Below are 24,109 nucleotides of genomic sequence, written 5' to 3'. Positions count from 1 at the left end.
GGTGCTCCGGCGTCCGGTCAGCGGCCGGTGAGCACCTGGGCGATGCGGTTCGCCGCCAGCTCCGGGTCGTCGGCCAGCCCGACGATCTCGCCCCACGACCAGCGGTAGAACCATCCGTCCGACAGCGGCACGCAGTCGACGGTCTCGGCCAGCATCGCCGTGTCGGGATCGCTGATCCGCAGCGCCGGCGGGTAGGCGCGCAGCGTGGCGGTCAGGCCGCGCGCCTCCAGCTCCTGTGCCAGCTTGCCCAGGAAGTACGTCCGGGTGTGCTCACGGGGTGTGGCCGACATGGCGGCTCCATCCATCCGGGGCCGGGACGGCGGCCGGCCGCCGTCAGCTGACGCGCTCGGCTTCCTTCCGCTGCTCCCGCTTGTAGAACAGCACCCTCAGCGGGATCGCCGCGACGAGCGCGATCTGCATCGAGGCGCCGATCTTGATGGGCAGGTCGCCGCCTTCCGGCCAGGCCACCCAGAAGGTGAGGAAGGCCACGTTGACCATGATCCAGCCCAGGACGACGGCGGCGAGCTGGCCCTTCGGCTTCGGGTACTCGATGCGGCTGACCATCAGCCAGGCCACGCCGAGCACGGCCAGCAGGGCCAGGATGTTCGGCTCGAACAGCAGCACGATCGAGATCACGGTCATGGCGCCCATGGGGATGGGCAGGCCCATGAAGTCGCCGCTCTTGGTCTTCACGCAGGCGAACCTCGCCAGCCGTACGACGCCCGCGATGAGCACCGCCGCGGCGGCCGCGAGCACGGCGGGGAACGGAACCCTGTCGGTGAAGCCGCCCCAGATCACGATCATGAACGCGGGCGCGAACCCGAAGCTGATCACGTCGGCCAGGTTGTCCAGCTCGGCGCCCATCGCCGAGGCGCGGAAGCGCCGAGCGACCAGGCCGTCGAACAGGTCACAGGTGGCGCCGATGAGGAGCAGCACCACCGCGGTCGCGAAGTAGCTCGGCGCGGGCCGGAACCCGTCGCCCTCCTGCAGCGAGCGGATCGCGGAGGAGGCGAGAACGCAGACCGCGAGGAACCCGCAGAGCGCGTTGCCGAGAGACAGCGAGTCGGCCGCCGAGAGACGGAACGCCTTGCCGACGGGGCCCTGAGGCTCCTCCTCCTCGGCCTGCCAGCTGCCTGCGTCAGCCGTGGTCAATTCTGGTCACCCCCGCAACCGTCTTCTGGCCCACCGAGACGGCGGGCGAGATGCCTTCCGGAAGGTAGATGTCCACCCGGGAGCCGAACCTGATGAGACCGATGCGATCGGTCTGCTCGACCTTGGCGCCCGCGGTCAGGTACGGCACGATCCTGCGCGCCACCGCGCCCGCGATCTGCACCATCTCGATGTCGCCGAGCGCGGTTTCGAAATGCCACACCACGCGTTCGTTCTGGTCGCTGTCCTTGTTGAAAGCCGGCAGGAACCCACCCGCCACATGCTGCACGGAGGTGACATTTCCCGCAAGAGGCGCCCGGTTGACGTGCACGTTCAGCGGGCTCATGAAGATGGCGACCCGGGTGCGGCCGTCGGGCCACGGGTCGATGCTCTGCACGACACCGTCGGCGGGCGACAGGATCCGGCCGAACCCGGGGATGCGGTCGGGGTCGCGGAAGAACCAGAGCATGCCCCCGGTCAGCGCGCTCAACGGCACCGCCGCGAGCGCCCATCGCCGGTCCCGGCGCGCGAGCAGCGCGGTCGCGGCCGCGGTGGCCGCAGTCGGGAGGAGCCACGGGGACACCCCGCGTGCGAGCCGGAACCGGCTCGTCTTAGCAGAATCGTCTGACACGGACAACCTTTGGTGAATGACTGGAGTGGGCGCTTTGCCGTGATGTTACAGAGTCAGCAACTATTACACGGCGCGACTACACAAGCAAAGCGCCTCGAAAGCCATTTAGCTAGCCCTGGTAGGACTGCTTTCCTCGCTCCGGCGCGTGTCGACGCGGGCCTTGATCAGGCTGGCCACGGTCGTGATGACCATGGTGCCGCCGATGACCGTGAGTGAGAGCCAGATGGGGATCTCGGGCGCCCAGGAAGCCCCACTGGCGTGCAAGGCCTCCGATATCAGCTTAACCCCGATGAACCCAAGGATGAACGCCAAACCGTAGCTGATGTAAACAAGCCGCTGCAGCAGGCCACCCAGCAGGAAGTAGAGCTGACGCAGTCCCATCAGGGCGAACGCGTTGGCGGTGAAGACGATGAACGGGTCGGTGGTGAGCCCGAAAATCGCCGGAATCGAGTCGAGCGCGAACAGCAGGTCGGTGGAGCCGATCGCGATCATCACGATGAGCATCGGGGTGACCATGCGGCGGCCGTCGATCTTGGCGGTGATCTTCGAGCCGACGTACCCCTCGGTGGTCGGGAACGCCTTGCGCACCCAGCGGAGCAGGATGTTCTCGTTGAACTCCTCCTCGTCGCCCTTCAGGTGCTGGCGGACGAGGTTGACCGCGGTGTACACGAGGAACGCGCCGAACACGTAGAACAACCAGCTGAACCGCTCCAGGGCGGCGGCGCCCAGCGCGATGAAGATGCCGCGCATCACCAGCGCCAGCACGATGCCGACGAGCAGCACCTTGTGCTGGTAGGCCCTGGGCACGGCGAACCTGCTCATGATGATGAAGAAGATGAACAGGTTGTCGACGCTCAGGCTGTATTCGGTGATGTAGCCGGCGAAGAACTCGCCCGCCTTGTCGGGGCCCGTCGTGGCCCACAGCAGGACGCCGAAGGCGACGGCCAGGGCGACGTAGAACGTGACCCAGAAACCGGCCTGGCGCATGGAGAACTCACGCGCCTCACCACGGTCGACGATCCACAGGTCCACTGCCAGAACCACCAGTAGACCGCCGATGACGGCGAAATAGGCCCAAGCGGGTGCGGTCACGTCACTTCCTCCGGCATGCATGAACTGACTGCCGGAGGTCTCTCCCGCCCGCCATGATCGGCGAACCGGCAGCCCCGGGGGCCCCGTGGAGCGGGGCTGCACCGTGATGACGAGGCTGCCGCGAAGGGATACTCCCCTCCCTAACGAACGCAGTATACGAGAACGCTTTAGGTGCGCCTAATCATCCCCTGCCTTGGCGGTCTCCGTAGACGGACAGCACACTGTCCACCGCGTCCTCGTCGCCGGGCAGCTCGGCGCCGCGCCGGGCGGAGGCCGCCGCCATGCGGGCCGCCGCCGCGGGGTCCGCCACGAGCTCGCGTACGGCCGCGCGCATGGCGCCGGCGTCGCCGTACGGCACCAGCCGCCCCGCCCCGGCGAGCAGCCCGGGGATGCCGCCGACGGCGGTCGCGACGACGGGGCGACCGGCCATGAGCGCCTCGCTGAGGCTCAGCGGCAGGCCCTCCCAGCGGCTCGGCCAGACGACGACGGTGGCGGCGGCCAGCAGGTCGGGCACGTCGTCACGGTTGCCCAGCAGCGTCACGGGCAGCCGCTCGGCGTCGATCCTGTCCTGCAACGCCCCCCTCAACGGCCCCTCCCCCGCCACCACGAACAACGGCCGCGCGTCCTCGCCGGCCTCGGACTCCAGCGATCCCGCCCCCGCCTCCTGCGCCGCCCCGGTCCCCGCGCCCTGCTCGACAGAACCCGAACCTTGGCCCTCCGAACCCCGGCCCTCCGTGGCGTGGCCCTCCGGCTTCGCGCCCTGCCAGGGGCCGCGGGCGACGTCGAGCAGGGTCTCCAGGCCCTTCTGCTGGGCCAGCCGCGCGAGAGTGAGCACGATCGGCCGCCGCCCGGCCCCCAGCTCGGACCGGACCTCCTCGGGTGTCCTCTTCGCGGGCCTGAGCGCCCGGCCGGGCACCACGGCGGCCCGCACGTCACCGGCCCCCAGCGCGACCATCCGCTGCCCCAGGTCCGGGGAGACGACCAGCACGTGGTCGGCGCGCCGGGCCACGACGCGTTCGAGCACCCCGTAGACGACCCCGACGAGCCCCCCGGCGGTGAGCGCGTTGTGCAGCGTCACGACCAGCGCACCACCCGACGAAGGGCCGCCTGCCTTCCGCGACGGCCGACGGGCCAGCAGGGCAGCACGTCCCGGCAGGGCGAGGGCGGCGAGGGCGCCGGCGCGCAGCCCGTGGGCGTGGACCACGTCGGCGTCCCTCGTGAGCCGCCGGAGGGCCAGCACCGAGCGGGCGTCGTCGAGCGGGTGCGGCCGGTCGGAGACCCGGACCGGCACGAACCGGGCGCCCGCCTCCGTGAACGCGAACTGCTCCTCGACGCTCGCGGGCCCCGCCACCAGCACCCGGTGCCCGCGCCGCGCCAGCCCTCCGGCCAGCATGCGCACATGCCGGCCGGTGCCCCCGGACGTGGTCCCCATGACGAATGCCACCCGCACCTGCTCGTTCCTTCCTCTCCCGCCACCGGACAACACCTGTGAACAGCTCAGGACCGTCTGCCGCGGACGAGCGTGCCCGCGAGGGCCCTGGCGTCGTCGCGGTCCACCAGCGCCACCACGAGCCCGCCCGCGGCCAGCGCCGCGACCGCGGCCGCCGGCAGCGCGCCGATCTGCCCCCAGAAGCCCTGCGGATCGAGCGCCGCCACGACGCCGGCCCCCGCGAGGTAACCGGCCACGCCGCCCGCGACGGCGGCAAGCGCGGCACGTCCCAGGCCGGCCGCCGCTTCACGTCCCCGCGCGCGTACGACGGACACCATCAGCAGCGCTCCGCCCACGGTCATGCCCACGCTCATGCCGAGCGCCATCCCGGCGATCCGCCACCCCTCGGGGAAGGTGAGAGCGAACACCGTCTGCGCCACCATCGTCACGACCCATCCGGTCACCGTGCCGGTGGCGGCGGCCCTGCCGTGCCCCGCCGCGTACAGGACGCGGCTCAGGTGCGCGATGAGCCCGTAGCCGAGCAGGCCGGGCGCGAACAGCGCGATCGTCCGCGCCAGGTCGTCCGGCGGCACGTCGCTCTTGGTCCAGAGGAACACCGCCGCGCCCGGCTCCGAGGTGGCGGCGAGCACGCCGGCGGCCAGCCCGGACACGACCACGACCGCCCGGCTCGCCCCGGCCGCCAGGGCGGAGAACGCCGCCGTCTCCCCCGTCTCGGCCTGCGCCGACAGTCTGGGGAAGGCGCTGGTCGCGATGGGCACGGCCAGGACGGCGTACGGGACCAGGTAGATGGCCCAGGCGTAGTTGTAGACCGCGAGCGCCCCGCCGCCCACGGCCTTGTTGGACAGCAGCACGACCACGACCATGGCGGCCTGCTGGGCGAGGAGCGCGGCCACGCCGGCCATGGCCAGCCGCCGCACCTGGACGGCCACGCCGGGCGGGAAGCGGAGCGCGGGCCGCCATCGCAGCCCGAGCCCGGCGACGGGTCCCACCACGGTGAGGACGAGCGCGAGCACGCCGAGGCTGGTGCCCACGGACAGGGCCAGCTCGGCCGGGCGGGGCAGGGCGGCCAGGCCGTCCCGGCTCGCCCAGTCGCCGCTGAGCGGGACGAACAGCAGGTAGCCGACGATGACCACGATGCTGGACACCAGCGGGGCGAGCGCGGGCCCGGCGAACCGCTTGTGCGCCTGCAGGACGCCGTAGAGGACGACCGCGACCCCGTACAGGGGGATCTGGGGGGCGAAGACGACGAGCATGCGCGTGGCGACGGCCTGGACGCCCGCGATGTCGGAGACGTCGCAGCCTTTCACCTCGCCGCCGAGGAACAGCCCGACGATCGGCCCGGCGAGCAGCGCGGTGAGCGCGCCGAGGGGAACGAGCACCACCAGCACCCAGCTCAGCAGGGCGGAGCTGATCGCCTCCACCCGCGCCCGCCCGGCGCCGCCGTCCTGGCCGGTGGCGGCCGCCCCGGCGAGGACCGGGACGACCATCCCGGCCAGCGCCCCGCCCACCACGACCTCGAAGATGATGTTGGGGATCTGGTTGGCGGTGAAGTAGGCGGTGCTCAGGCAGTTGGTGCCGACGGTCCTGGCGAAGGCGTACTGCTTGGCGAAGCCGGCCACGCGGGCGAGGATCGTGATGGCGCCGATGAGCATGGCGCCCCCGGCGACGCCGCGCGCCAGCCGGGCCGTCACGACGTCCTCCCCGCGGCGGGCCGGCCGGCCGGCCGCCGGGCCGCGTGCGCCACCAGTGCCCCGATCACGCTGACATCCTGGCAGGCGGCACCGACAGCCCCGTCACCTGGGACCCCGGCCGCCGTGTGCGCGTCGGTCACACCGGGTCGACGGGGCGGCGGCCCAGCATGTCGAGGCGGTTGAGCACCCGGTTGCCGGCGATCACCTTGGTGAAGCTGACCTTCTCCGAGGCGGCCGTCAGCGCCGCGACCGTGCCGAGCACCGCGAGCCTGCCAGGCCGTCCCAGCGTGGTGACCGCCGCCAGGCCGATGAGCGCGCCCAGCGCGTTGGCGCCCGCGTCACCGAGCATGGCCCGCTCCCCCAGGTCGTCGGGCAGCAGCGCGGCGGCCGCGCCCAGGGGCACGGCGGCCAGCGCGGCGCTCACCGGCCGGTCGCGGAGCAGGGCGGCGGCCAGCAGCGGACCGCCGGTGAGCAGGCCGACCTTGATGGCGCGGCCCGGCCGCAGGTCGAACAGGTTGGCGAGGTTGGCGGCGCCGGCGATGGCCGCGCCGTTGACCAGCGTGTCGGCGGGGCCGCCGGAGACGAGCGCGGCGGCGCCGAGCCCGGTCGCGCCGATGCCGAGGATCTTGACGGCTCCGCTGGTGACCTCTCCGCGCGCGAGCGCGCTCAGGTGACCCTTGAAGCCCTTGGAGGAGGTGGTGCCGTACAGGTCGTCGTAGGCGCCGAGCGCCCCGCTGCCGCCGCCGGCGAGCAGCGCCGCGAGCCGTACGCGCGGCGGCAGACCCGGGACGAGCGCGGCGGCGGCTCCCGCGCCGGCGACGAAGGCGGGGCCTTCCAGCAGGGTGATCGGCTCGCCGCGGTGGTTCTTACGGGTCCAGCGGTCATCCGGGTCCTGGGGCCTGGCCCGGGTCACGAGGGTGTAGGCGGCGCGGGCGGCGACGGCGCCCAGGGCGGCGCCGGCCAGCGCGTGGAGCAGGCCACGGGCCATGTCAGCTCCCAGAGGGGTCAGCCCCCGGAAGAGGGGGTCGCGGTCGGGGTGGCGTTGGGCACGGCGGGCATGGGCGCGGTCACGTTGGCGCCGATGCCGTACTGGCCGGCCCGTCCGTCGAGTTGCTCCCGCAGAGCGTAGACGATCGCGGTGCGGCCCGCGGGCATGTCGACGTTGTCGACGGTGGAGACGCGCTTGAGCAGGTCGCTGTCGTCGCGGGCGGCGGTGATGAGGCCGCCGGCCGAGGCGGCGGTGACGCTGCCGGCGATGACGGTGCCCTTGCCGGCGGCGTCGAGCCCGCGCGCGAGGGACAGCAGGGCGGCGGCCTGCGGCTCGGCCTTGTCCCCCTCGAAGGCCCGCTCCGGCGCGAACATGACGACCAGCGTGGACCGCTTGGCCGGCTCGTCGTCGATGCTCAGCAGGCCGCCCGCCTCGAACCCGCCGAGCACGGCCGCGGTGGCGGGGTTGGCGGTGCCGGCCTGGGCCTGGTCGGTGGTCACGAGCGTGGCCGCCAGCAGAGCCGCGGCCTTGTCGTAGGCGCCGGCGGACGGAGCCAGGGCCATGTCGCGCGGCTTGAGCTGGGTGACGAGCCCGTCGATCACGCCCTGGTTCTTGGCGTCGAGGAACTTGTCGGTCAGCGTGACGCGGCCGGTGATGGCGGCGCCCGCCTGGAGAAGCACCTGCTGCTGCGCCTCGCGGTAGGTGCTGCTGGCGCCGGGCGCCTCCACGAGCAGGACCCGCTCGCCGTTCAGCGCGCCGGCGACGAGCTGCGGGGTGAACGCGGTGACGAACGCGTCGTCGGCCGCCTCCCGGCCGCGCCGGACGTCGAGTTCGGACCTCAGGTCGTTGTTGGTCTTGGCCATCAGGTCGCTGGTTCTCTTGGCGGTCTCGATCGCGGGCGTCTGGAGCAGCGTGGTGCCCATGACGATGCCCACGGCCAGCGCAAGGAAGATCGCGACGATGGAGACGAGGTGGTAGCGAAAATCGATCACGAGAAAAGTCCGACCAGCCAGAAGATGAACGCGTTCCAGGCGTCTTGGAGACCGTTCAGCCAGGTCTGGCCGATCGGCGAGATGACGAGGGCGACCCCCATCGTGATCAGCGCGGTGATCACGAGCAGGAGCAGCTGCGGGGTGGAGATGCGGCTGCGGTAGAGCCTGCTCACGCCCTTGGCGTCGATGAGCTTGCTGCCGATGCGCAGGCGGGTGAGGAAGGTGCTGGCCATGCCGGAGCGCCCCTTGTCGAGGAACTCCTCCAGGGTGCCGTGGGTGCCGACGGCGACGATGAGCTCGGCGCCCTTGTCGTCGGCCAGCAGCATCGCGATGTCCTCGCTGGTGCCGGTGGCGGGGAAGATGACGGCCTCGCGGCCGAGCTGGTGGACGCGTTCGAGGCCGGGGGCCCGGCCGTCGCGGTAGGCGTGCACGACGAGCTCGGCGCCGCAGCTCAGCGCCTTGGTGGAGACCGAGTCGAAGTCGCCGACGATCACGTCGGGCAGGTAGCCGGCCTCCAGCAGCGCGTCGGCCCCGCCGTCCACGCCGATGAGGATGGGGCGGTACTCGCGGATGTACGGGCGAAGGGTGGCGATGTCGTCCTTGTAGTGGTAGCCGCGGACCACGATGAGGACGTGCCGGCCCTCCATCGTGGTGCGGATCTCCGGCACCCCCACGCCGTCGATGAGCAGCTTGCCCTCGCCGCGGACGTACTCCATCGTGTTGACGGCGAACGCCTCGATCTGCACCGCGAGCCCGGCGCGGGCCTCGGCCATGGCGGCCTCGACGGCCTCGGCCGTCTGCTCGTCGCCCTTGCCGACCACCATGTCGTCGAGGTGGACGACGCCCTCGTGCAGTCGTACGACGTCGCCGTCCTTGACCCGCTCGAACAGCTCCGGGGTGGCGTTGTCGACGAAGGGCACTCCCGCTTCCAGCAAAATCTGGGGCCCCAGGTTCGGATAGCGGCCGCTGATGCCGGCCGCGGTGTTCACCACGCCCGCCACACCGCATGCCACGAGCGCCTCCGCGCTGACCCGGTCGACGTCGACGTGATCGATGATCGCGATCTCACCGGGCTGGAGGCGCTTGGTGAGCCTCTTCGTCCGTCGATCGATTCTCGCCACTGCCGTGACACCGGGAAGGTCGTCGACCTTCCTGCCGCGGAGGCCCGGCATCCTGCTTCCCGGAACCTTCATCATGAACATCCTGCCAGAGCGAAACAGCTCAACGGCCCATCATCGCGGCGCGTGTCCAGTTTGTCACAGACAGTCATCGCTCCGCGGCGGCCAGTCCCAGCAGTTCCTCGGCGTGCGCCCGGCCCAGCTCGGAGTCCTCCAGCCCGGCCAGCATGCGCGAGAGCTCCCGCACCCGTCCCTCGTGGTCGAGCGTGACGACGCCGCTGCGCACGACCCTGCCGTCGCCGGCCTTCTCGACCACCAGATGCTGGTCGGCGAAGGCCGCCACCTGCGGCAGGTGAGTGACGACTATCACCTGAGCGGTGCGCGCCAGCCTGGCCAGCCGCCGGCCGATCTCGACCGCGGCCTTGCCGCCCACGCCCGCGTCGACCTCGTCGAACACGAACGTCGGCACCGGGTCGGCGCCCGCGAACACCACCTCGATGGCCAGCATGACGCGACTCAGCTCACCGCCGGAGGCGCCCTTGGTCAGCGGCAGCGGCGGCGCGGCGGGATGGGCGGCCATGCGCAGCTCGACCTCGTCGACACCCTCCGGCCCGAAATCGGCGGCCCGCGAGAGCTGGACCACCACCCGCGCGTGCGGCATCGCGAGCGCGGTCAGCTCCTCGGTGACGGCCTGGCCGAAGCGCTCGGCCGCCGCCTCGCGCACGCGCGTCAGCTCGGCGGCCAGCTCGGTCAGCCGGGCCGTGAGCTCCTCGTGCTCGCGCGCGAGCTCCTCGATGCGCTCGTCGTCGCCCTCCAGCTCCGTGAGCCGGGCGGCCGAGCTCCGCGCCCACTCCAGGACGCTCGCGACGTCCACGCCGTACTTGCGGATCAACCCCGACAGCAGCGACCTGCGCTCCTGTACGACGGCCAGCCGGCCGGGGTCGGCCTCGATCGACTCGGCGTAGGAGGCCAGGTCGGTGGCCACGTCGGAGACGAGGTAGCCGGCCTCGGCCAGCCGATCGGCCATCCCGGCCAGCTCGCTGTCGAAGTCACGGACGGCCTCGATGGCCGCGCGCGCCTCGCCGAGCAGGGAGATCACGTCGTGCGCGCCGTCGACGGCCTCCATCGGGTCGCCGAGCAGCGCCGTGTGAGCGCTGGTGGCGGCGCCGCGCAGCGCGTCGGCGTGCGACAGCCGCTCCTCCTCGCCGCGCAGCTCCACGTCCTCACCGGGCTTCGGGTCGACCTTCTCGATCTCCTCCAGGCCGAACCTCAGCAGGTCGGCCTCCTGCGCCCGCTCGCGGGCACGGGTGGTCAGCTCGTCGAGCAGCGCCGCGACCTGCTTGTGCCGTTTGTACGCCTGGGTGTAGGCCCGTAGCGGCTTGACCAGGTCGTTTCCGGCATAGCGGTCGAGCGCGGCGCGCTGGCGGGCGGGCTGCAGGAGACGCTGCTGGTCCATCTGGCCGTGCACGGCGACGAGGTCGTCGGCCAGGTACGTCAGGGTGCCGACGGGCACGCCGCGCCCGCCCAGCCAGGCACGCGAGCGGCCCTCGGCCGAGACGGTGCGGGAGATGATGAGCTCGCCGTCGTCGACGGTGCCGCCGATGTCCTCCACCTGCTGGCCGACCCGGCCGCCCGCCTCGATGACGAGCGTGCCCTCGACGCTGGCCCGGTCGGCGCCCGGCCGGATGCGCGACGGGTCGGCCCGGCCGCCGAACAGCAGGCCGAGCCCGGTGACGACCATCGTCTTGCCGGCCCCGGTCTCGCCGGTGACCACGTTGAACCCCGGCGAAAGCTCGAGCACGGCCTCATCGATGACGCCGAGTCCCTGGATGCGGACCTCCTCGACCCTAGGTCGCACTGCCCACTCCCGTCGCTCCTGACCCCGAACACCTGTGCGCATGTGATCCTACGCGCCTCACAGTCCATTCACTCAGGGACGCACCCTTCCGCGCCAGCCCTGGACGGGTAGTTCGAACTTGGCGACCAGCCTGTCGGTGAAGGGCGCGCCGCTGCTCTCGACGCCGTGCAGCCGCGCCAGGCGCACCGGGCGGGCGCCCTTGCGTACCTCCACGCGGGTCCCGGAGGGCAGGTCGAACCGGCGCCGCCCGTCGCACCACAGCACGCCCCCCGGCGTGTCGGGCAGGGTCTCGACCGCGAGCGTGGAGCGGGGCGAGACCACGAGCGGCCGGGCGAACAGCGCGTGGGCGCTGATCGGCACCATGAGCAGGGCCTCCACCTCCGGCCACACCACGGGACCGCCCGCGGAGAAGGCGTAGGCGGTCGAGCCGGTGGGGGTGGCGCAGATGACGCCGTCGCAGCCCCAGCGCGACAGGGGGCGGCCGTCGATCTCGGCCACGACCTCCAGCATGCGGTCGCGCTTCTCGACCGACACCTCGTTCAGAGCCCACGTGTCGGCGATGGTCTGGCCGTTCTGGCGGGCGAGGACGTCGATCGTCATGCGCTCCTCGACGTCGTAGCGGCCCGCAACGACGCTGTCGACCGCCGCGGCGAGGTCGGCCACCTCCGCCTCCGCCAGGAACCCGACGTGGCCGAGGTTGACGCCCAGCAGCGGCGTGCCGGTGGGCCGGGCCAGCTCGGCCGAGCGCAGCAGCGAGCCGTCGCCGCCCAGCACGATCATGACCTCGGCGTCCTTGGCGGCACCCGGCTCGCCGGGCACCACCTCCGCCCCGGAGCAGCGGATCTCGTCGGCCTCCGTGTCGAGCACCCGGACTGTCAGCCCGGCGCCGACCAGGCGCTTGATGACGAGGCGTGCGGTGTCGACGGCGGCCTCCCGCCCCGTGTGCACGGTGACCAGCACGGTACGGTTCATCGCGGCCCTTCCTCGACGGCGCGCTCGATCGCGGCCTCCAGGTCCTCCACCGGAGGCTCGCCCTCCCCCTTGCCCATCCAGAGGAGGTACTCCACGTTGCCCGAGGGGCCCGGCAACGGACTGGCCGTCACCCCGCGTACCGACAGGCCGAGCTCCAGCGCGCGGCCCGCCACGTCGCGCACGGCGCGCGCCCGCAGCTCCGGGTCGCGCACCACGCCGCCCGCCCCGACGAGCTCCTTGCCCACCTCGAACTGCGGCTTGACCAGCATCACCAGGTCGGCCGCCGGGGCGGCCACCTCCGCCAGCGCCGGGAGCACCAGCCGCAGCGAGATGAACGACAGGTCGCCCACCACCAGCGTCGGCGGCTCGCCGACCATGTCAGGCGTGAGGTCGCGCACGTTGACGCGCTCCATCACCGTGACCCGCTCGTCGGTGCGCAGCGACCAGGCGAGCTGGCCGTAGCCGACGTCGACGGCGAGCACGCGGGCGGCGCCGTGGCGCAGCAGCACGTCGGTGAAGCCGCCGGTGGACGCGCCGGCGTCGAGGCAGCGCCGCCCCTCGACGGTCAGGGCGCCGAACGCCTTCAGCGCGCCGAGCAGCTTGTGCGCGCCGCGCGAGACGTAGTCGGGCCCGTCGGCCGACTCGGCGACGACGATCGGCGAGGCGGTGTCGACCTGCGTGGCCGGCTTGCCCGCCCGCTGCCCGGAGACCGTGACGCGGCCCGCCTCGATGAGCTGGACGGCCTGCTCCCGCGACCTGGCCAGGCCGCGGCGCACCATCTCGCTGTCCAGGCGTATCCTGCGGCTCACTGGTCGTCCACGGCCGCGAGCGTGGCCTCCAGCCCGGCGAACGCCTCGTCGAACACCGCCACGTGCTCGCTCACCGGCAGGCCGGCCAGGCGGCCGAGCCCCGTGACGACCGCGTCGACCCGTTCGTCTCCGGTCTCCTCCGGCAGCGCACTCATGACACGAAGGTAACGCCTCTCGCGAGCGCGCAGGCACCTTGGCGGGTGTGTCACACGTTGACGGGGCATACGCCACCCCAGCGATGTGGAACGCTACGTCGGTGAAGGTCAGGCGTCCGTAAAGATGAGCGAAAGGGTGGACACCATGGCAAGCGTCGAGGAGTGCCGGGCGGCACTGGCCAAGCTCGTCGCGCAGTTCGACGAGATCGACGCGGCGGACCGCGCGCGGCACGTGGTGGAACGCACGGTGAGCTGCCGCGTCTCCGATCTCGGTCTGATGTTCTACGGCCGTCTGCACCACGACGGGCTCGACCCCTTCGCGGAGGAGCCGCCGGCGGACGGCAGGCCGGCGGACGTGCGGCTGACGATCGGCAGCGACGACCTGGTGGCGCTGGTGGACGGGGAGCTGGACATGGCGCGGGCGCTGCTGGGCGGGCGTGTGAAGGTCGACGCCAGCTTCGGCGACCTGCTGCGCCTGCGCCGCCTGCTCTGACTCCTGCCGCTTCCTGAGCGGCTTCACGAGGTCTCAGCCCACGCGGTCCAGCGCCTGCTTGACCGCGTCCTCCTCGGCACGTCCCTCTCCCACGGCCGCCCAGACGGCGTCACAGGCGGCCCGCAGGCCGTCGATCCGGCTGCCGTCGCCCTCCAGCCACAGCGCGCCGTCCTCCCAGCGGGCCCGCCAGCCTCCGCAGGCGCCCTCCCGGACCTCCGGATACGGCTGCGACAGCGCGCCCAGCCCTTCGGCGACGTACGTCGGCCGGTGCCTCGGTCCGGCCGTGAGCAGGTCCAGCGGGGTCGCCACGCCGGTCAGCACGAGCAGGCTGTCGACCCCGGCGTTGGTGGCGCCCTCGATGTCGGTGTCGAGCCGGTCGCCCACGACCAGGGGCCGCCGGGCCCCGGTGCGGATCATCGACTCGCGGTGCAGCGGCGGGTCCGGCTTGCCCGCGTACACGGGCTCCACTCCGGTGGCGGCAGCGATCACCCGCACCATCGCCCCGTTGCCGGGCAGCTCCCCCCGGCCGGTCGGCATGGTGCTGTCGCCGTTGGACGCCACGAACAGCGCGCCATGCCGCACGGCCAGCGCCCCCTCGGACAGCAGCCCGTACGACAGGCCGGGCGCGATGCCCTGCACCACCGCGGCGGGCGCGTCCATCGCGGTGGTCACCGGCCTGAGCCCCCGGTCCCGTACGGCCAGCCGGAGCCCGGAACCGCCGACGACCAGCACGTTCGAGCCCTCCGGCACCCGCTCGGAGACCAGCCGGGCGGCGGCCTGCGCCGAGGTCACCACGTCGCCGGCGACGGCGGAGACGCCCAGCTCGCGCAGGTGCGCGGCGATGGCGGCGGGGGTGCGGGAGGCGTTGTTGGTCACGTACGCCAGCCGCACGCCCAGTCCCCGCGCCTCCTCCAGCGCCTCGGGGGCGCCGGGGACGGCGTGGCTGCCCAGGTAGACCACGCCGTCGAGGTCGAGCAGCAGGGTGTCGTAACCGTCGATCAGCACGGGTCGCCTTTCGCTTCTCTGGTCATTGATCCGCTCCCCGCCACGGTCCGGGGCCGCGACGGGAAGTGCGCCACGTGACGCTCTGCTTCAGAGGCGGCCGCGTCACCTCGGGTCATGTGCCGATCCCGTCACGACGCGACGTGTACGCGGCACGCCACGAACCGCACGGCCCTTTCCGTGGTGCCATGCGCTCGACGCACGTCGAGGCACGTGCCATCGCCTCGCCACATCGGACACACCTCGCCACGAACCGCACTGCCCTTTCCGTGGTGTGATGCGCTCGACGCACGTCGAGGCACGTGCCGTCGCCGCGCCAGGTCGGACACACCTTGCCACGTCCGGCCCGCGCCACCTCGCCACGTCCGGCCGGCGCCACCTCGCACGGCGGCACCACCACGGAGACTCTAACGCCGCCCGTCCGCACACCACCGACCACCCACCCGGATCCGGAGCTTGCCCGGGCCGCCTGTCACATCTCCCGCCGTGCGCGCAACGTCGCCCGCACGCTCTTCAACGCCGACACATAGTGCCGCTCGTCAGGACGCATCGCCACCGCGATGGCCAGCGGCTCCTGAGCGCCCTCCACGTCCCCGGTGCGCCACAGCGACAACCCGAGACCGAAATGGGCGTAATCCTCAGCCGGGTTGGCGTCCACGATCTGCCGGAAGCTCTCCGCCGCCTCCGCGTACTGCCGCGAATTGAACTGCGCCCGCGCCAGTGCCTCCAGAATGCTGCGCGAATCGGGCTCGGCGAGCGCCGCCCGCTCCAGCAGCGCGGCCGCCGCGGCCGGACTACCCTCCTTGAGGAGCTTCACCCCACGCTGGTACCAGTCGTAAACGTCACCTTCGGGGGCGCCGGGGGAATCATCGTGGACGTTTCTACCTTGGACCATGCGTGAGGCCTCCTTCATCGGCAGACGACGGCTCCGCTCGGCTCGCCACGGAGTCGGGCGCGACGGGGTGCTGGGGCGGCTTCTGGAAGATTCGGACCTTTAAGGGAGCATGCCCGATATGGGGAGTCCTGAACTGCCGGTGCCCGACGGCCTGGTGCTGCGCCCCTTCCGCGGTGTCCGTTTCGCCGTGGACGACCCCGCCAAGGTAACCTCCCCGCCCTATGACCTGATCGCGGACGACGACGTCCGGGCGTTGCTGGACTCCCATCCCAACAACGTGGTCCGCCTCATCCTTCCCCGCCCCACCACGCCGGCCGAGCCGACGAACGCCAGGCGGAAGGCCGACGCCGTACCTCTGGCCGGCGGGGGCGGCCTGGGCAGCCCAGAGAGCGCAGCCCCCACCGACCTGAACGGCGCCGGCGACGGCCAGCCCGCGCCGGCGTCCGACATCGACGAGACCCGCTACGCGGAGGCCCGTGACACCCTGCGCGCGTGGCTGGAGGCGGGCATCCTCACGACGGACGCCCTCCCGGCCCTGTACGTGTACGAGCAGCGCGGCCCCGGGATCCTTCAGCGCGGCCTCATCGGTGACGTGGGCATCGCCGACCCGACACAGGGCATCATCCTCCCCCACGAGCACGTCTTCCCCGGCCCGGTGGCGGACCGGCTCGCGCTCATGAGCACCACCCAGGCCAACCTGGAGCCCATCTTCCTCTTGTACGACGGCGACGACGGCCAGGCGACGCGGCTCGTGGACGAGGTGGCCACCACGCGAGAGCCCTTGGTCGCGGCCCACACCGAGGACGGCCTCACGCACCGCCTGTGGGCGATCACCGACGCGACCGAGATCGCCGCCGTCAACGCCGACCTCCGCCCCCGCCAAGCCCTCATCGCGGACGGCCACCACAGGTACGCCACGTACCGGGTCCTCCAGCGCCAGGAACACACGGCCCGCACCCAGACCCCGCCCGCCCACCCCGCCGACCTCTCAGCCACCGGCACCAGCGCCTCCCCCTTGAACGACACGATCGCCTCCTCTCTCCAGGCGGACACGACCTCCTCCGCCGACCAAGCCGATATGACGTCCCCGCGGACCGACTCGACGTCCTCTCCCCGAACCGACACGACTACCTTCGGCCGAACCGACCCGACTTCCTTCAGCCGAACCGACCCGGCTTCCTTCGGCCGCGGAACCGGCACGAGCAGCGCGACCGCGGACGCCCCTCAGGCACGTGAGACGTCGACGGCCAGGCCGGAGTCGGGCCCATGGGACTTCGGCTTGGCGCTGCTGGTCGACGTCTCCGCCTATCCACCCGACCTCAAGGCCATCCATCGAGTCATCCCAGCCCTGCCCCTCACAGAGGCGGCGGCCAGGGCGAAGGGCGCATGGCGGGTCCACGACTACCCCAGCCTCACCGAAGGGCTGGCGGCACTCGACGCGACCTCGGGGCCGGCCTTTCTGCTCGCCGGTGAAGGGGGCACCCACCTGCTGACCGACCCCGACCCCATGCAACTGGCCCATGCCATGCCCGCCGACCGCTCGGACCGCTGGAACGCCCTGAACACCTCCATCCTCACGGAGTTCCTGATGCCCAAGGTCTGGGACATGCAGGACGACGAGCAGACCGTACGGATCGTCCACCACGATGCCCGCGCCGCGGCGGAGCAGGCCGCCCGCGCGGGAGGAACGGCGGTGATCCTCAAGCCACTCGCGGTCGCCGACGTCCTGGCGGTCGCCGCGGCCGGCGAACGTGTACCCCGCAAATCCACCTCCTTCGGCCCCAAGCCCCGAACCGGCCTGATCCTCCGCACCTTCGCCACCGACTGAGGCCAAGGACGTACGTGGCCTGCCCGCCTTCGCACCGGCCGGGATCTACAAAGGCCTGGTCCCGGCACCACCCTCACAGGACTGAGGCCAACCCAGCGCTGGAGAGCGACCGCACCTCCCGGACCCGGATGCTGGACGTCATCCGCTTGAGCCCGAAGACGACGCCCATGCCCCCTGGCGGCCTGCCGCCGGTGCTTCTCAGCGGTGAGTTCGCGAAAGCACACCTCTGCCGGCGGATCTACACGTGTCGATCATGGTTTGGAGGCGGCTTGGCGCAGGAAGAGCGCCTGGCGGGTCATGGTCCTCCGGCGTCGTGGTCTCCATGGGGCACGGCGTCACCGCCTCCTCCGGACGTGGCGACGCCGTCTCCTCCGGACGTGGAAGTGTCGCCTTCTCCGGACGTGGAAGTGTCGGACGCGATGAGGGCGGTGCGTGCATGCGGGGCTTCGCCACCGTGGGTGTTTCCGCGGATCCGCGCACAGCGCGGCCGGAAGTTTCACCGACCCTAGGAGCTTCTCTTGCCCTAGGTGTTTCACCGGTCGGGGGTGAGCCTACGGTCAGCGGAGGCCGTGCCACCACTGGGTGCTGTGTGGCGGCGAGACGCCGTACGGCCACGGTTGATTTGGCCACGGTGCGAGTCTCGCTGGGCGAGGACCGCTCGCTGACCGCGGAAGGATCCGTGGCGACGGGCGGCTTTGCGACCGGGGTAGGCGAGGTGGCCGCCGCACGGTCTGGCGTTGCGGGGCTTCTATCGGTGGTTCGGGGTTCTGTCGCGGGCCGGGGTGGCCCGACTGCCGGGTCGTGCGCGGGTGCGACGGCTGTCGGCCTGGCGGAGTTGCTCGCGCAGGGCAGTGCGTTCGCGGTCGGTGGAGATGGTGGACGCGCGGGCGAGCCCATGCCTTGTGGGGCGTTCATGCCTTCTGCGGCGAGACTGTCGGTGGACCCTGGGGCGCTGGCGGCCCTCGCCGGAGAAGTGACCGGGGCCGTGGTCTGATTCTTCAGCGCACCGGAACGGGTTGCGGCGGGTGAAGGCATGGATGCGCGCGGTCGCCTGGACGGGTGGCGGCTCTCACCGTCCAGAGACAGATCCACGACCGCCGTGGCCGGCTCCGCGGTGACCGACGCGGTGATGGCCGGCTCCGCGGCGAAGACCTCCACCTCGTAGCGCCAGATCTTGCCGGACGACGGACCGAAGATGCGGCAGCGGAACGCGCCCCGCACCTCCAGCGGATCGTCCGGTTTCAGCTCGCGCACCACGGCTGCGGTCGCGGCGTCGAAGGTGACGCACGGGATGCTGTCCGTCATCACGCCCCCTTTCGGGTGCGGGCGGTCCCTGCGTACGGCCACGCGCCACCTGGTCAAGGTGTCACCGCTGGGCAGCCTCTTGACCTCGGCTGCCGCGGACAGCCTCCCCACCAGCACGACCTCGTTGCGGTCCACTGTCGTCCTCCCATCCGATGCTCCGGTGGGGATCACTCTCTACGATGTGGGCAAGGCCGGAGCGGCTCGAACGTCGTTCTGGGGATAGCGGACCGCTGGCTCGGGAGCTCCTGTGGACAACATCACCGCCCTCGGCGGCGACGTCTATGAGATCGACACGAAAATGGCTGGATACTCGGGCATAACCGCCGGGTACCTGATCCTGTCTGACCGGCCCTGCCTGGTCGAGACCGGGACGTCGACTTCCGCACCGGTGGTGCGCGACGCCATGGCCTCGCTGGGAGTGGGTCCCGACGACCTGTCGACCGTGGTCGTCACCCACATCCATCTGGACCACGCCGGAGGGGTCGGCGACATCGCGAAGTTCTTCCCCTCCGCGCAGATCGTCGTACACGAGAAGGGTGCCCGGCATCTGGCCGACCCGTCACGGCTGATGGCCAGCGCCCGGATGGTCTGGGGCGACCAGCTCGACACGCTGTTCGGCGAGCTCACACCGACCGAGGCCGAACGCATCGTCGCCCTCGGCGACACCGGCGCCATCGACCTCGGCAACGGACGCACGCTCAGCAGCCACTACTCGCCCGGCCACGCCAAGCACCACATCGGCCTCGTCGACTCGGGCACCGGCGACCTCTACGTCGGCGACGCGGCCGGCGTCTACCTCCCCGAGACCGGCGACCTGCGTCCCGCCACGCCGCCGCCGGACTTCGACCTGGACACGGCGCTCGACTCGATCGCCCTGTTCAGAGCGCTCGGCCCGCAACGGCTGCTGTTCAGCCATTACGGGCCGGTGGATGCTGTTCAGGAGACTCTCGAGCGTTCCGCGGAAGAGCTGCGCGTCTGGGTGGATCTGACCCGTCAGGCACACGCGGAAGGCATGGACCTCGACCACGCCGTCGCCATGGTGTGGGACCAGACCAAGGAGCGCTACGCGGCGGTGGACCTGGAGAACGAGGCGGCCGAGCAGCTGGAGCTGTTGAGCGGGGCGCCCTCCAACGTCGCGGGCATCCTCCACTGGCTCAACCGGGTCTCCCCGAGGAAATCGCAGTCCTGAAACGCGCGAACGGTACGGCCTGCACACGGTGGGGTGTGCAGGCCGTACCGTCTGCTTGTCCTCGCGGTACGTCTCACAGACCTTCAGTGAGCGACCACGACGGCGTCAGCTGTCGCGCTTGGGCCTGTCCTCGGAAGGCTCGTCGGGCTGGTCCAGGATGTCGCCGAAGTTCGGCTCGATGAACGCCAGGTTGATGTCCGGGGCGGAGTCGGCCACGGGCTTGGCCTTGGCCGACCGCTTCGAGCCGGCAGCCTTGCCGGGGTCCGACTTGACGTCCTCGGTGGCAGCCGGGCTGTCCCCCGCCTGCTGAACGTCCTCCGCTACCGGGTCGGCCGCCGGGCTGTCGCTCGGCTCGCCGGCCGTGGAGGCGGCGGTCCCGGGCTCGGTCTCGGTGACCGCAGCAGCGGAAGCGTCGTCAGCGGGAGCGTCCTTGGTGGGAGCGTCCTGTGTGGCATCGCCACCTGACACGTCCTCCTCGGAGCCCTCATCGTCGGCGACGTCGTGCTTCAACACGTCCTTGGCGGACACGTCCTGGGCATCGGCGGTCACCGCGGACTCGCTGGACGCCTGCTGCCCGGCCGATCCACCGCCCTCGACACGAACATCTTCGCCGAGGTCGTCCCCGCCGGAGTCCTCCCCATCGGCGTCTTCCTCGTCGGAGTCCTCTTCATCGGAGTCTTCCTCGGAGTCCTCCTCGTCCGAGTCCTCCTCGCCGAGGTCGTTCTCAGCGTCCGCTTCCGAGTGCTGAGGCTGCTCGGATTGCTCGGCGTCCTGAGACGACGTGGCGCCGAAGGCGGCGTCATCGTCCAGGGGTACGTCGAGGTCGTCGTCGTCCTCGTAGTCCTCTTCGAGGTCGTCGATGACGGCACCGGTCAGCGTGGCGTAACGCTCGGCTGCGTCGGTCTCCCCTTCGCCGTCGAAGCCCATCGCCCTGGCGAACCAGTCGATCGCCGCGTCCTGGTGGCCGGCGTCGAGCAGCGCGTCGGCGTACGCGAACGCGAGCCGCGCCGACCACGGCTTCGGCTCCGGGTCACGCAGCTCCGGGAGCCGCTGGAGCGTGATGACCGCGGCGTCGTTCTGACCGAGGTCACGGCGGGCGCCGGATTCGACCATGGCCAGCTCGATGCGCTCGGGCCGGTCGAGGCGCTCGGCCTCCGGAGAGCGGACGAGGTCCAGGGCACGCTCGGGACGACCCAGACCACGCTCGCAGTCGGCCATCACCGGCAGGTAGGCGTCGGAGCCCGTCATCCTCCTGGCCGCGCGCAGGTCGCTCAGCGCCTCGGAGTAGTGCCCCGCGTGGTAGGCGACGATGCCCGCCGCCTCCCGGACGACGCCGATACGGGCAGCGAACCGGCGAGCCACCTTGGTGTGCTCGTGCGCCCGGTCGGGATCGTCCTCCTCCAGGGCCCGCTCGGCGGCGACGAGGTGCCGGCCCACGAGCTCGGCGAGGTCGCCGGGGAGGGAACGCAGCTCCTCGCGCACCTCCTTGTCGAGCTCCTCGGCGGTGATGTCAGGGGCGACCTCGGGGAGCCGCTCGCGCGGCGGAGCGTCGTCCCGGTCCGCCCTGCCGTACCTGGCGCGGGTGCCGCTTGACTGGTGGTCGTCGCGGTCACGGGAGAAGGGACGCGAGCCACCGTCACGGGAGCCACCGTCGCGGTAGCCGCCTTTACGACGCGGACCCCGGTCGTCACCGTAGCCCCCCTCGCGGCGCGGGCCGCGATCGTCGCGGAAACCGCCCTCACGACGGGGACCGCGGTCATCGCGGTCGCGGAACGGGCGACGCTCGTCGTCACGACGCGGACCCCGGTCGCCGAAGCCGCCCTCACGGCGCGGGCCACGGTCACCGTAGCCGCCCTCACGACGGGGACCGCGATCGTCACGGTCGCGGAACGGGGGACGACTGTCGCCCTGCCCACCCTCACGACGCGGGCCACGGTCACCGAAACCGCCCTCACGACGGGGACCGCGGTCACCGTAGCCGCCCTCACGGCGCGGGCCCCGATCGCCGAAGCCGCCCTCACGGCGGGGACCGCGGTCATCGCGCTCGCGGAACGGGGGACGACTGTCGCCCTGCCCACCCTCACGACGCGGACCCCGGTCACCGAAACCGCCCTCACGGCGCGGGCCCCGATCACCAAAGCCACCCTCACGACGCGGACCACGGTCACCGTAGCCGCCCTCACGGCGGGGACCACGGTCATCGCGGTCGCGGAACGGGGGACGACTGTCGCCCTGCCCACCCTCACGACGCGGACCCCGGTCACCGTAGCCACCCTCACGGCGCGGGCCCCGATCGCCGAAACCGCCCTCACGACGTGGACCGCGATCGTCACGGTCGCGGAACGGGGGACGACTGTCGCCCTGCCCACCCTCACGGCGCGGACCCCGGTCACCGAAACCACCCTCACGACGGGGACCGCGGTCACCGTAGCCGCCCTCACGGCGCGGGCCCCGATCGCCGAAGCCGCCCTCACGACGGGGACCGCGATCGTCACGGTCGCGGAACGGGGGACGACTGTCGCCCTGCCCACCCTCACGGCGCGGACCCCGGTCACCGAAACCACCCTCACGGCGCGGGCCCCGGTCACCGAAACCGCCCTCACGACGCGGGCCCCGATCACCGTAGCCGCCCTCACGACGGGGACCGCGATCGTCACGCTCGCGGAACGGGGGACGACTGTCGCCCTGCCCACCCTCACGACGCGGACCCCGATCACCGAAACCACCCTCACGACGCGGACCCCGATCACCGAAACCACCCTCACGACGCGGACCACGATCGTCACGGTCGCGGAACGGGCGGCGCTCATCGTCACGACGCGGACCACGGTCACCGTAGCCCCCCTCACGGCGCGGCCCACTGTCGCTGCGGAAACCACCCTCGCGGCGGGGACCCCGGTCGAAGCCACCTTCACGGCGCGGGCCGCGGTCGTCGCGGAAGCCACCCTCACGGCGCGGGCCGCGGTCGTCGCGGCCGGAACGGTCGGGGCGGTCAGAACGGTCGGGGCGGTCAGAACGGTCGGGGCGGTCGTCCCGGCCGCGGTATCCGGGCCGATCGCCGGAGCCGCGGTCCTGCGAGGATCGGCGGTCGTCGCCCTCGCGGCGCGGCCCCCGGTCGTCGCGGCCGCCGGAGCGCTGGTCAGAACGGAACGGGCGGTCGCCCCGCGACGCCCCCTGGTCACTGCCTCGGGAGCCGTACCCGCCGTCTCTGTTCCCGTACGTACGCCTCTCCCCGTTTTCGCCGCCCTCGCGCTGTCCGCCGTCGGGTCCGTTGTCTCTGTTCACTTCTGGTCCATTTCGTTGGCTCACTCAGCGGACCCGCATCGCATATGACGGCCGCCGTGGCTCGCCGCCGCCCGTCCTCGGGCCTTACGCGACGAAGGCCACCCGTGGGGGTGGCCCGCTCCTTCCAGACTAGCAAGCCTCCGAACGTCCACGTGACTCGCCGACGAGCCAATTCGGTCGCTCCCTTTGCCGTTTTCAGGAAGACTGCCAGCCATGTCTCTTCGCTTCCATGAGATCGCCGAGTCGCGTCACCGCATCCTTAATCCCCTCAGCCACGACAAGCTCAATCTGCTCGGCGAGATATGCCACATACGGTCCGGCACCCGGCAACTGGATCTCGCCTGCGGGAAGGGCGAGATGCTCAGCCGCTGGGCGTCCCGCTACGGGTTGCAGGGTGTGGGGGTGGATCTCAGCTCGACGTTCCTGGACGCAGCCAAGACGCGCGCCACGGACCTCGGGGTCTCCGACCAGGTGAGCTTCGTCGAAGCCGACGCGCGGACGTACGAGACGGAGGCGGACTCGTACGACATCGTGTCCTGCATCGGCGCGACGTGGATAGGCGGCGGCCTGACAGGAACCTTGGACCTCATGCGGCGGCCGCTCCGCCAGGACGGGATCGCGCTGGTCGGCGAGTGCTTCTGGCAGTCTCCGCCGCCCGCGGAGGTGTACGAGACCATGGACATCCCCGAAGGGACGTTCACCTCGCTGGCCGGTACGGCGGAACAACTGGAGAGCGCCGGCTTCGAACTGGTGGAGATGGTGCTGGCCGACCCGGACAGCTGGGATCGGTACGTGGCGAGCCAGTGGTGGACGCTGAGCGATTGGCTACGCGCCAATCCCGACGACTCCGACGCGCCGGCGATCCGCGACTTCCTGGACAAGTCTCGCCGTGCGCACCTGCAGTACGGCCGGCAGTACCTGGGCTGGGGTGTGTTCGTGGCACGACAGTGATGTCCGGCGTGTTCCGGTGACTCTGCGCGCCAGGAGCATGTGCGTCGTGGTCCGACCGGGGCCCGTGTGTCTGCCGGTGTACGTCCGGCCGGCCCATCGGGCCCGATGGTTGCCCGGCGTGGACGCCTCCGGGCATGCGAAAGGGGCCCACACAGGCCCGGCACGAATGCCAGACCCGCATGGACCCCCATCAAAGATTGTCCGGCGGTGACCTACTCTCCCACACCCTCCCGAGTGCAGTACCATCGGCGCTGGG

At 71.9% G+C, this 24,109-nt stretch carries 22 protein-coding genes; 5 read left to right on the top strand and 17 right to left on the bottom strand.

Annotation, left to right across the window (positions count from 1 at the left end; genetic code table 11):
- Window positions 1-17: 17 nt before the first annotated feature.
- The 13 genes from MTP10_RS10635 to MTP10_RS10575 form a co-directional block, all read right to left on the bottom strand.
- On the bottom strand, window positions 18-290 hold the full coding sequence (locus tag MTP10_RS10635) for a hypothetical protein (RefSeq protein WP_310708904.1): 273 nt from the start codon (window positions 288-290) through the stop codon (window positions 18-20).
- 43 nt (window positions 291-333) lie between these two features.
- A complete protein-coding gene (pssA, locus tag MTP10_RS10630) occupies window positions 334-1,152 on the bottom strand; it encodes a CDP-diacylglycerol--serine O-phosphatidyltransferase (RefSeq protein ID WP_310708903.1) in 819 nt (272 codons plus the stop codon).
- Window positions 1,139-1,780: a phosphatidylserine decarboxylase gene (locus tag MTP10_RS10625; protein WP_310708902.1), complete on the bottom strand. Its 642-nt coding sequence runs from the start codon at window positions 1,778-1,780 to the stop codon at window positions 1,139-1,141. The genes pssA and MTP10_RS10625 overlap by 14 nt, the downstream gene beginning before the upstream one ends.
- 105 nt (window positions 1,781-1,885) lie before the next feature.
- Window positions 1,886-2,872, bottom strand: a complete 987-nt coding sequence (locus MTP10_RS10620; RefSeq protein ID WP_310709216.1) for a TerC family protein — start codon at window positions 2,870-2,872, stop codon at window positions 1,886-1,888.
- A 181-nt stretch (window positions 2,873-3,053) separates the two neighbouring features.
- On the bottom strand, window positions 3,054-4,322 hold the full coding sequence (locus tag MTP10_RS10615) for a glycosyltransferase family 4 protein (RefSeq protein WP_310708901.1): 1,269 nt from the start codon (window positions 4,320-4,322) through the stop codon (window positions 3,054-3,056).
- 47 nt (window positions 4,323-4,369) lie between these two features.
- On the bottom strand, window positions 4,370-6,013 hold the full coding sequence (gene murJ / locus MTP10_RS10610; RefSeq protein WP_310708900.1) for a lipid II flippase MurJ: 1,644 nt from the start codon (window positions 6,011-6,013) through the stop codon (window positions 4,370-4,372).
- 136 nt (window positions 6,014-6,149) lie between these two features.
- The gene (locus MTP10_RS10605; RefSeq protein WP_310708899.1) at window positions 6,150-7,001 is read right to left on the bottom strand and encodes a hypothetical protein; all 852 of its coding nucleotides are present in this window, start codon (window positions 6,999-7,001) and stop codon (window positions 6,150-6,152) included.
- Between the two features lie 17 nt (window positions 7,002-7,018).
- Window positions 7,019-7,993 (bottom strand): copper transporter, encoded by a 975-nt coding sequence (locus MTP10_RS10600; protein WP_310708898.1) that lies wholly within the window; start codon window positions 7,991-7,993, stop codon window positions 7,019-7,021.
- Entirely contained in the window at window positions 7,990-9,186 is a 1,197-nt protein-coding gene (gene steA, locus MTP10_RS10595) for a putative cytokinetic ring protein SteA (RefSeq protein ID WP_310709214.1), read from the bottom strand. The genes MTP10_RS10600 and steA overlap by 4 nt, the downstream gene beginning before the upstream one ends.
- 73 nt (window positions 9,187-9,259) lie before the next feature.
- On the bottom strand, window positions 9,260-11,011 hold the full coding sequence (recN, locus tag MTP10_RS10590; RefSeq protein WP_310708897.1) for a DNA repair protein RecN: 1,752 nt from the start codon (window positions 11,009-11,011) through the stop codon (window positions 9,260-9,262).
- A 30-nt stretch (window positions 11,012-11,041) separates the two neighbouring features.
- Window positions 11,042-11,941, bottom strand: a complete 900-nt coding sequence (locus MTP10_RS10585; RefSeq protein ID WP_310708896.1) for an NAD kinase — start codon at window positions 11,939-11,941, stop codon at window positions 11,042-11,044.
- On the bottom strand, window positions 11,938-12,750 hold the full coding sequence (locus MTP10_RS10580) for a TlyA family RNA methyltransferase (RefSeq protein WP_310708895.1): 813 nt from the start codon (window positions 12,748-12,750) through the stop codon (window positions 11,938-11,940). The genes MTP10_RS10585 and MTP10_RS10580 overlap by 4 nt, the downstream gene beginning before the upstream one ends.
- Complete coding sequence (locus MTP10_RS10575; RefSeq protein WP_310708894.1) at window positions 12,747-12,905, bottom strand: hypothetical protein; 159 nt, start codon at window positions 12,903-12,905, stop codon at window positions 12,747-12,749. Before MTP10_RS10575 ends, MTP10_RS10580 begins: the two co-directional genes overlap by 4 nt.
- A gap of 145 nt (window positions 12,906-13,050) precedes the next feature.
- Between MTP10_RS10575 and MTP10_RS10570 the strand changes: the two genes are divergently transcribed.
- Entirely contained in the window at window positions 13,051-13,398 is a 348-nt protein-coding gene (locus MTP10_RS10570; RefSeq protein ID WP_310708893.1) for an SCP2 sterol-binding domain-containing protein, read from the top strand.
- A 33-nt stretch (window positions 13,399-13,431) separates the two neighbouring features.
- Here the strand turns inward: MTP10_RS10570 and MTP10_RS10565 are convergent, their stop codons facing one another.
- Together MTP10_RS10565 and MTP10_RS10560 are read right to left on the bottom strand one after the other, a co-directional pair.
- A complete protein-coding gene (locus tag MTP10_RS10565; protein ID WP_310708892.1) occupies window positions 13,432-14,403 on the bottom strand; it encodes an HAD-IIA family hydrolase in 972 nt (323 codons plus the stop codon).
- Between the two features lie 469 nt (window positions 14,404-14,872).
- Window positions 14,873-15,295 carry a tetratricopeptide repeat protein gene (locus tag MTP10_RS10560; protein ID WP_310708891.1) on the bottom strand — a complete coding sequence of 141 codons (423 nt, stop codon included), beginning with the start codon at window positions 15,293-15,295 and terminating at the stop codon, window positions 14,873-14,875.
- Window positions 15,296-15,413: 118 nt separating this feature from the next.
- Between MTP10_RS10560 and MTP10_RS10555 the strand changes: the two genes are divergently transcribed.
- Window positions 15,414-17,123 (top strand): DUF1015 domain-containing protein, encoded by a 1,710-nt coding sequence (locus MTP10_RS10555; RefSeq protein ID WP_310708890.1) that lies wholly within the window; start codon window positions 15,414-15,416, stop codon window positions 17,121-17,123.
- Window positions 17,124-17,321: 198 nt separating this feature from the next.
- Here MTP10_RS10555 and MTP10_RS41925 read toward each other — a convergent pair whose 3' ends face one another.
- Window positions 17,322-18,545 carry a single-stranded DNA-binding protein gene (locus tag MTP10_RS41925; RefSeq protein ID WP_397334445.1) on the bottom strand — a complete coding sequence of 408 codons (1,224 nt, stop codon included), beginning with the start codon at window positions 18,543-18,545 and terminating at the stop codon, window positions 17,322-17,324.
- Window positions 18,546-18,675: 130 nt separating this feature from the next.
- On the opposite strand from MTP10_RS41925, the gene MTP10_RS10550 reads away from it, so the two are divergent.
- Window positions 18,676-19,617 (top strand): MBL fold metallo-hydrolase, encoded by a 942-nt coding sequence (locus tag MTP10_RS10550; protein WP_310708889.1) that lies wholly within the window; start codon window positions 18,676-18,678, stop codon window positions 19,615-19,617.
- Window positions 19,618-19,722: 105 nt separating this feature from the next.
- Here MTP10_RS10550 and MTP10_RS10545 read toward each other — a convergent pair whose 3' ends face one another.
- Window positions 19,723-21,099 (bottom strand): hypothetical protein, encoded by a 1,377-nt coding sequence (locus MTP10_RS10545; protein ID WP_310708888.1) that lies wholly within the window; start codon window positions 21,097-21,099, stop codon window positions 19,723-19,725.
- Window positions 21,100-21,213: 114 nt separating this feature from the next.
- On the opposite strand from MTP10_RS10545, the gene MTP10_RS10540 reads away from it, so the two are divergent.
- Complete coding sequence (locus MTP10_RS10540) at window positions 21,214-22,950, top strand: hypothetical protein (protein ID WP_310708887.1); 1,737 nt, start codon at window positions 21,214-21,216, stop codon at window positions 22,948-22,950.
- 165 nt (window positions 22,951-23,115) lie between these two features.
- A complete protein-coding gene (locus tag MTP10_RS10535; RefSeq protein WP_310708886.1) occupies window positions 23,116-23,853 on the top strand; it encodes a class I SAM-dependent methyltransferase in 738 nt (245 codons plus the stop codon).
- The last annotated feature ends 256 nt before the right edge of the window (window positions 23,854-24,109 follow it).

It is taken from the genome of Nonomuraea sp. 3-1Str, assembly GCF_031570565.1.
Lineage (GTDB): Bacteria > Actinomycetota > Actinomycetes > Streptosporangiales > Streptosporangiaceae > Nonomuraea.
The sequence above is the reverse complement of the archived record's forward strand: the minus strand, read 5'-3'. Positions and strand labels throughout refer to the sequence as shown.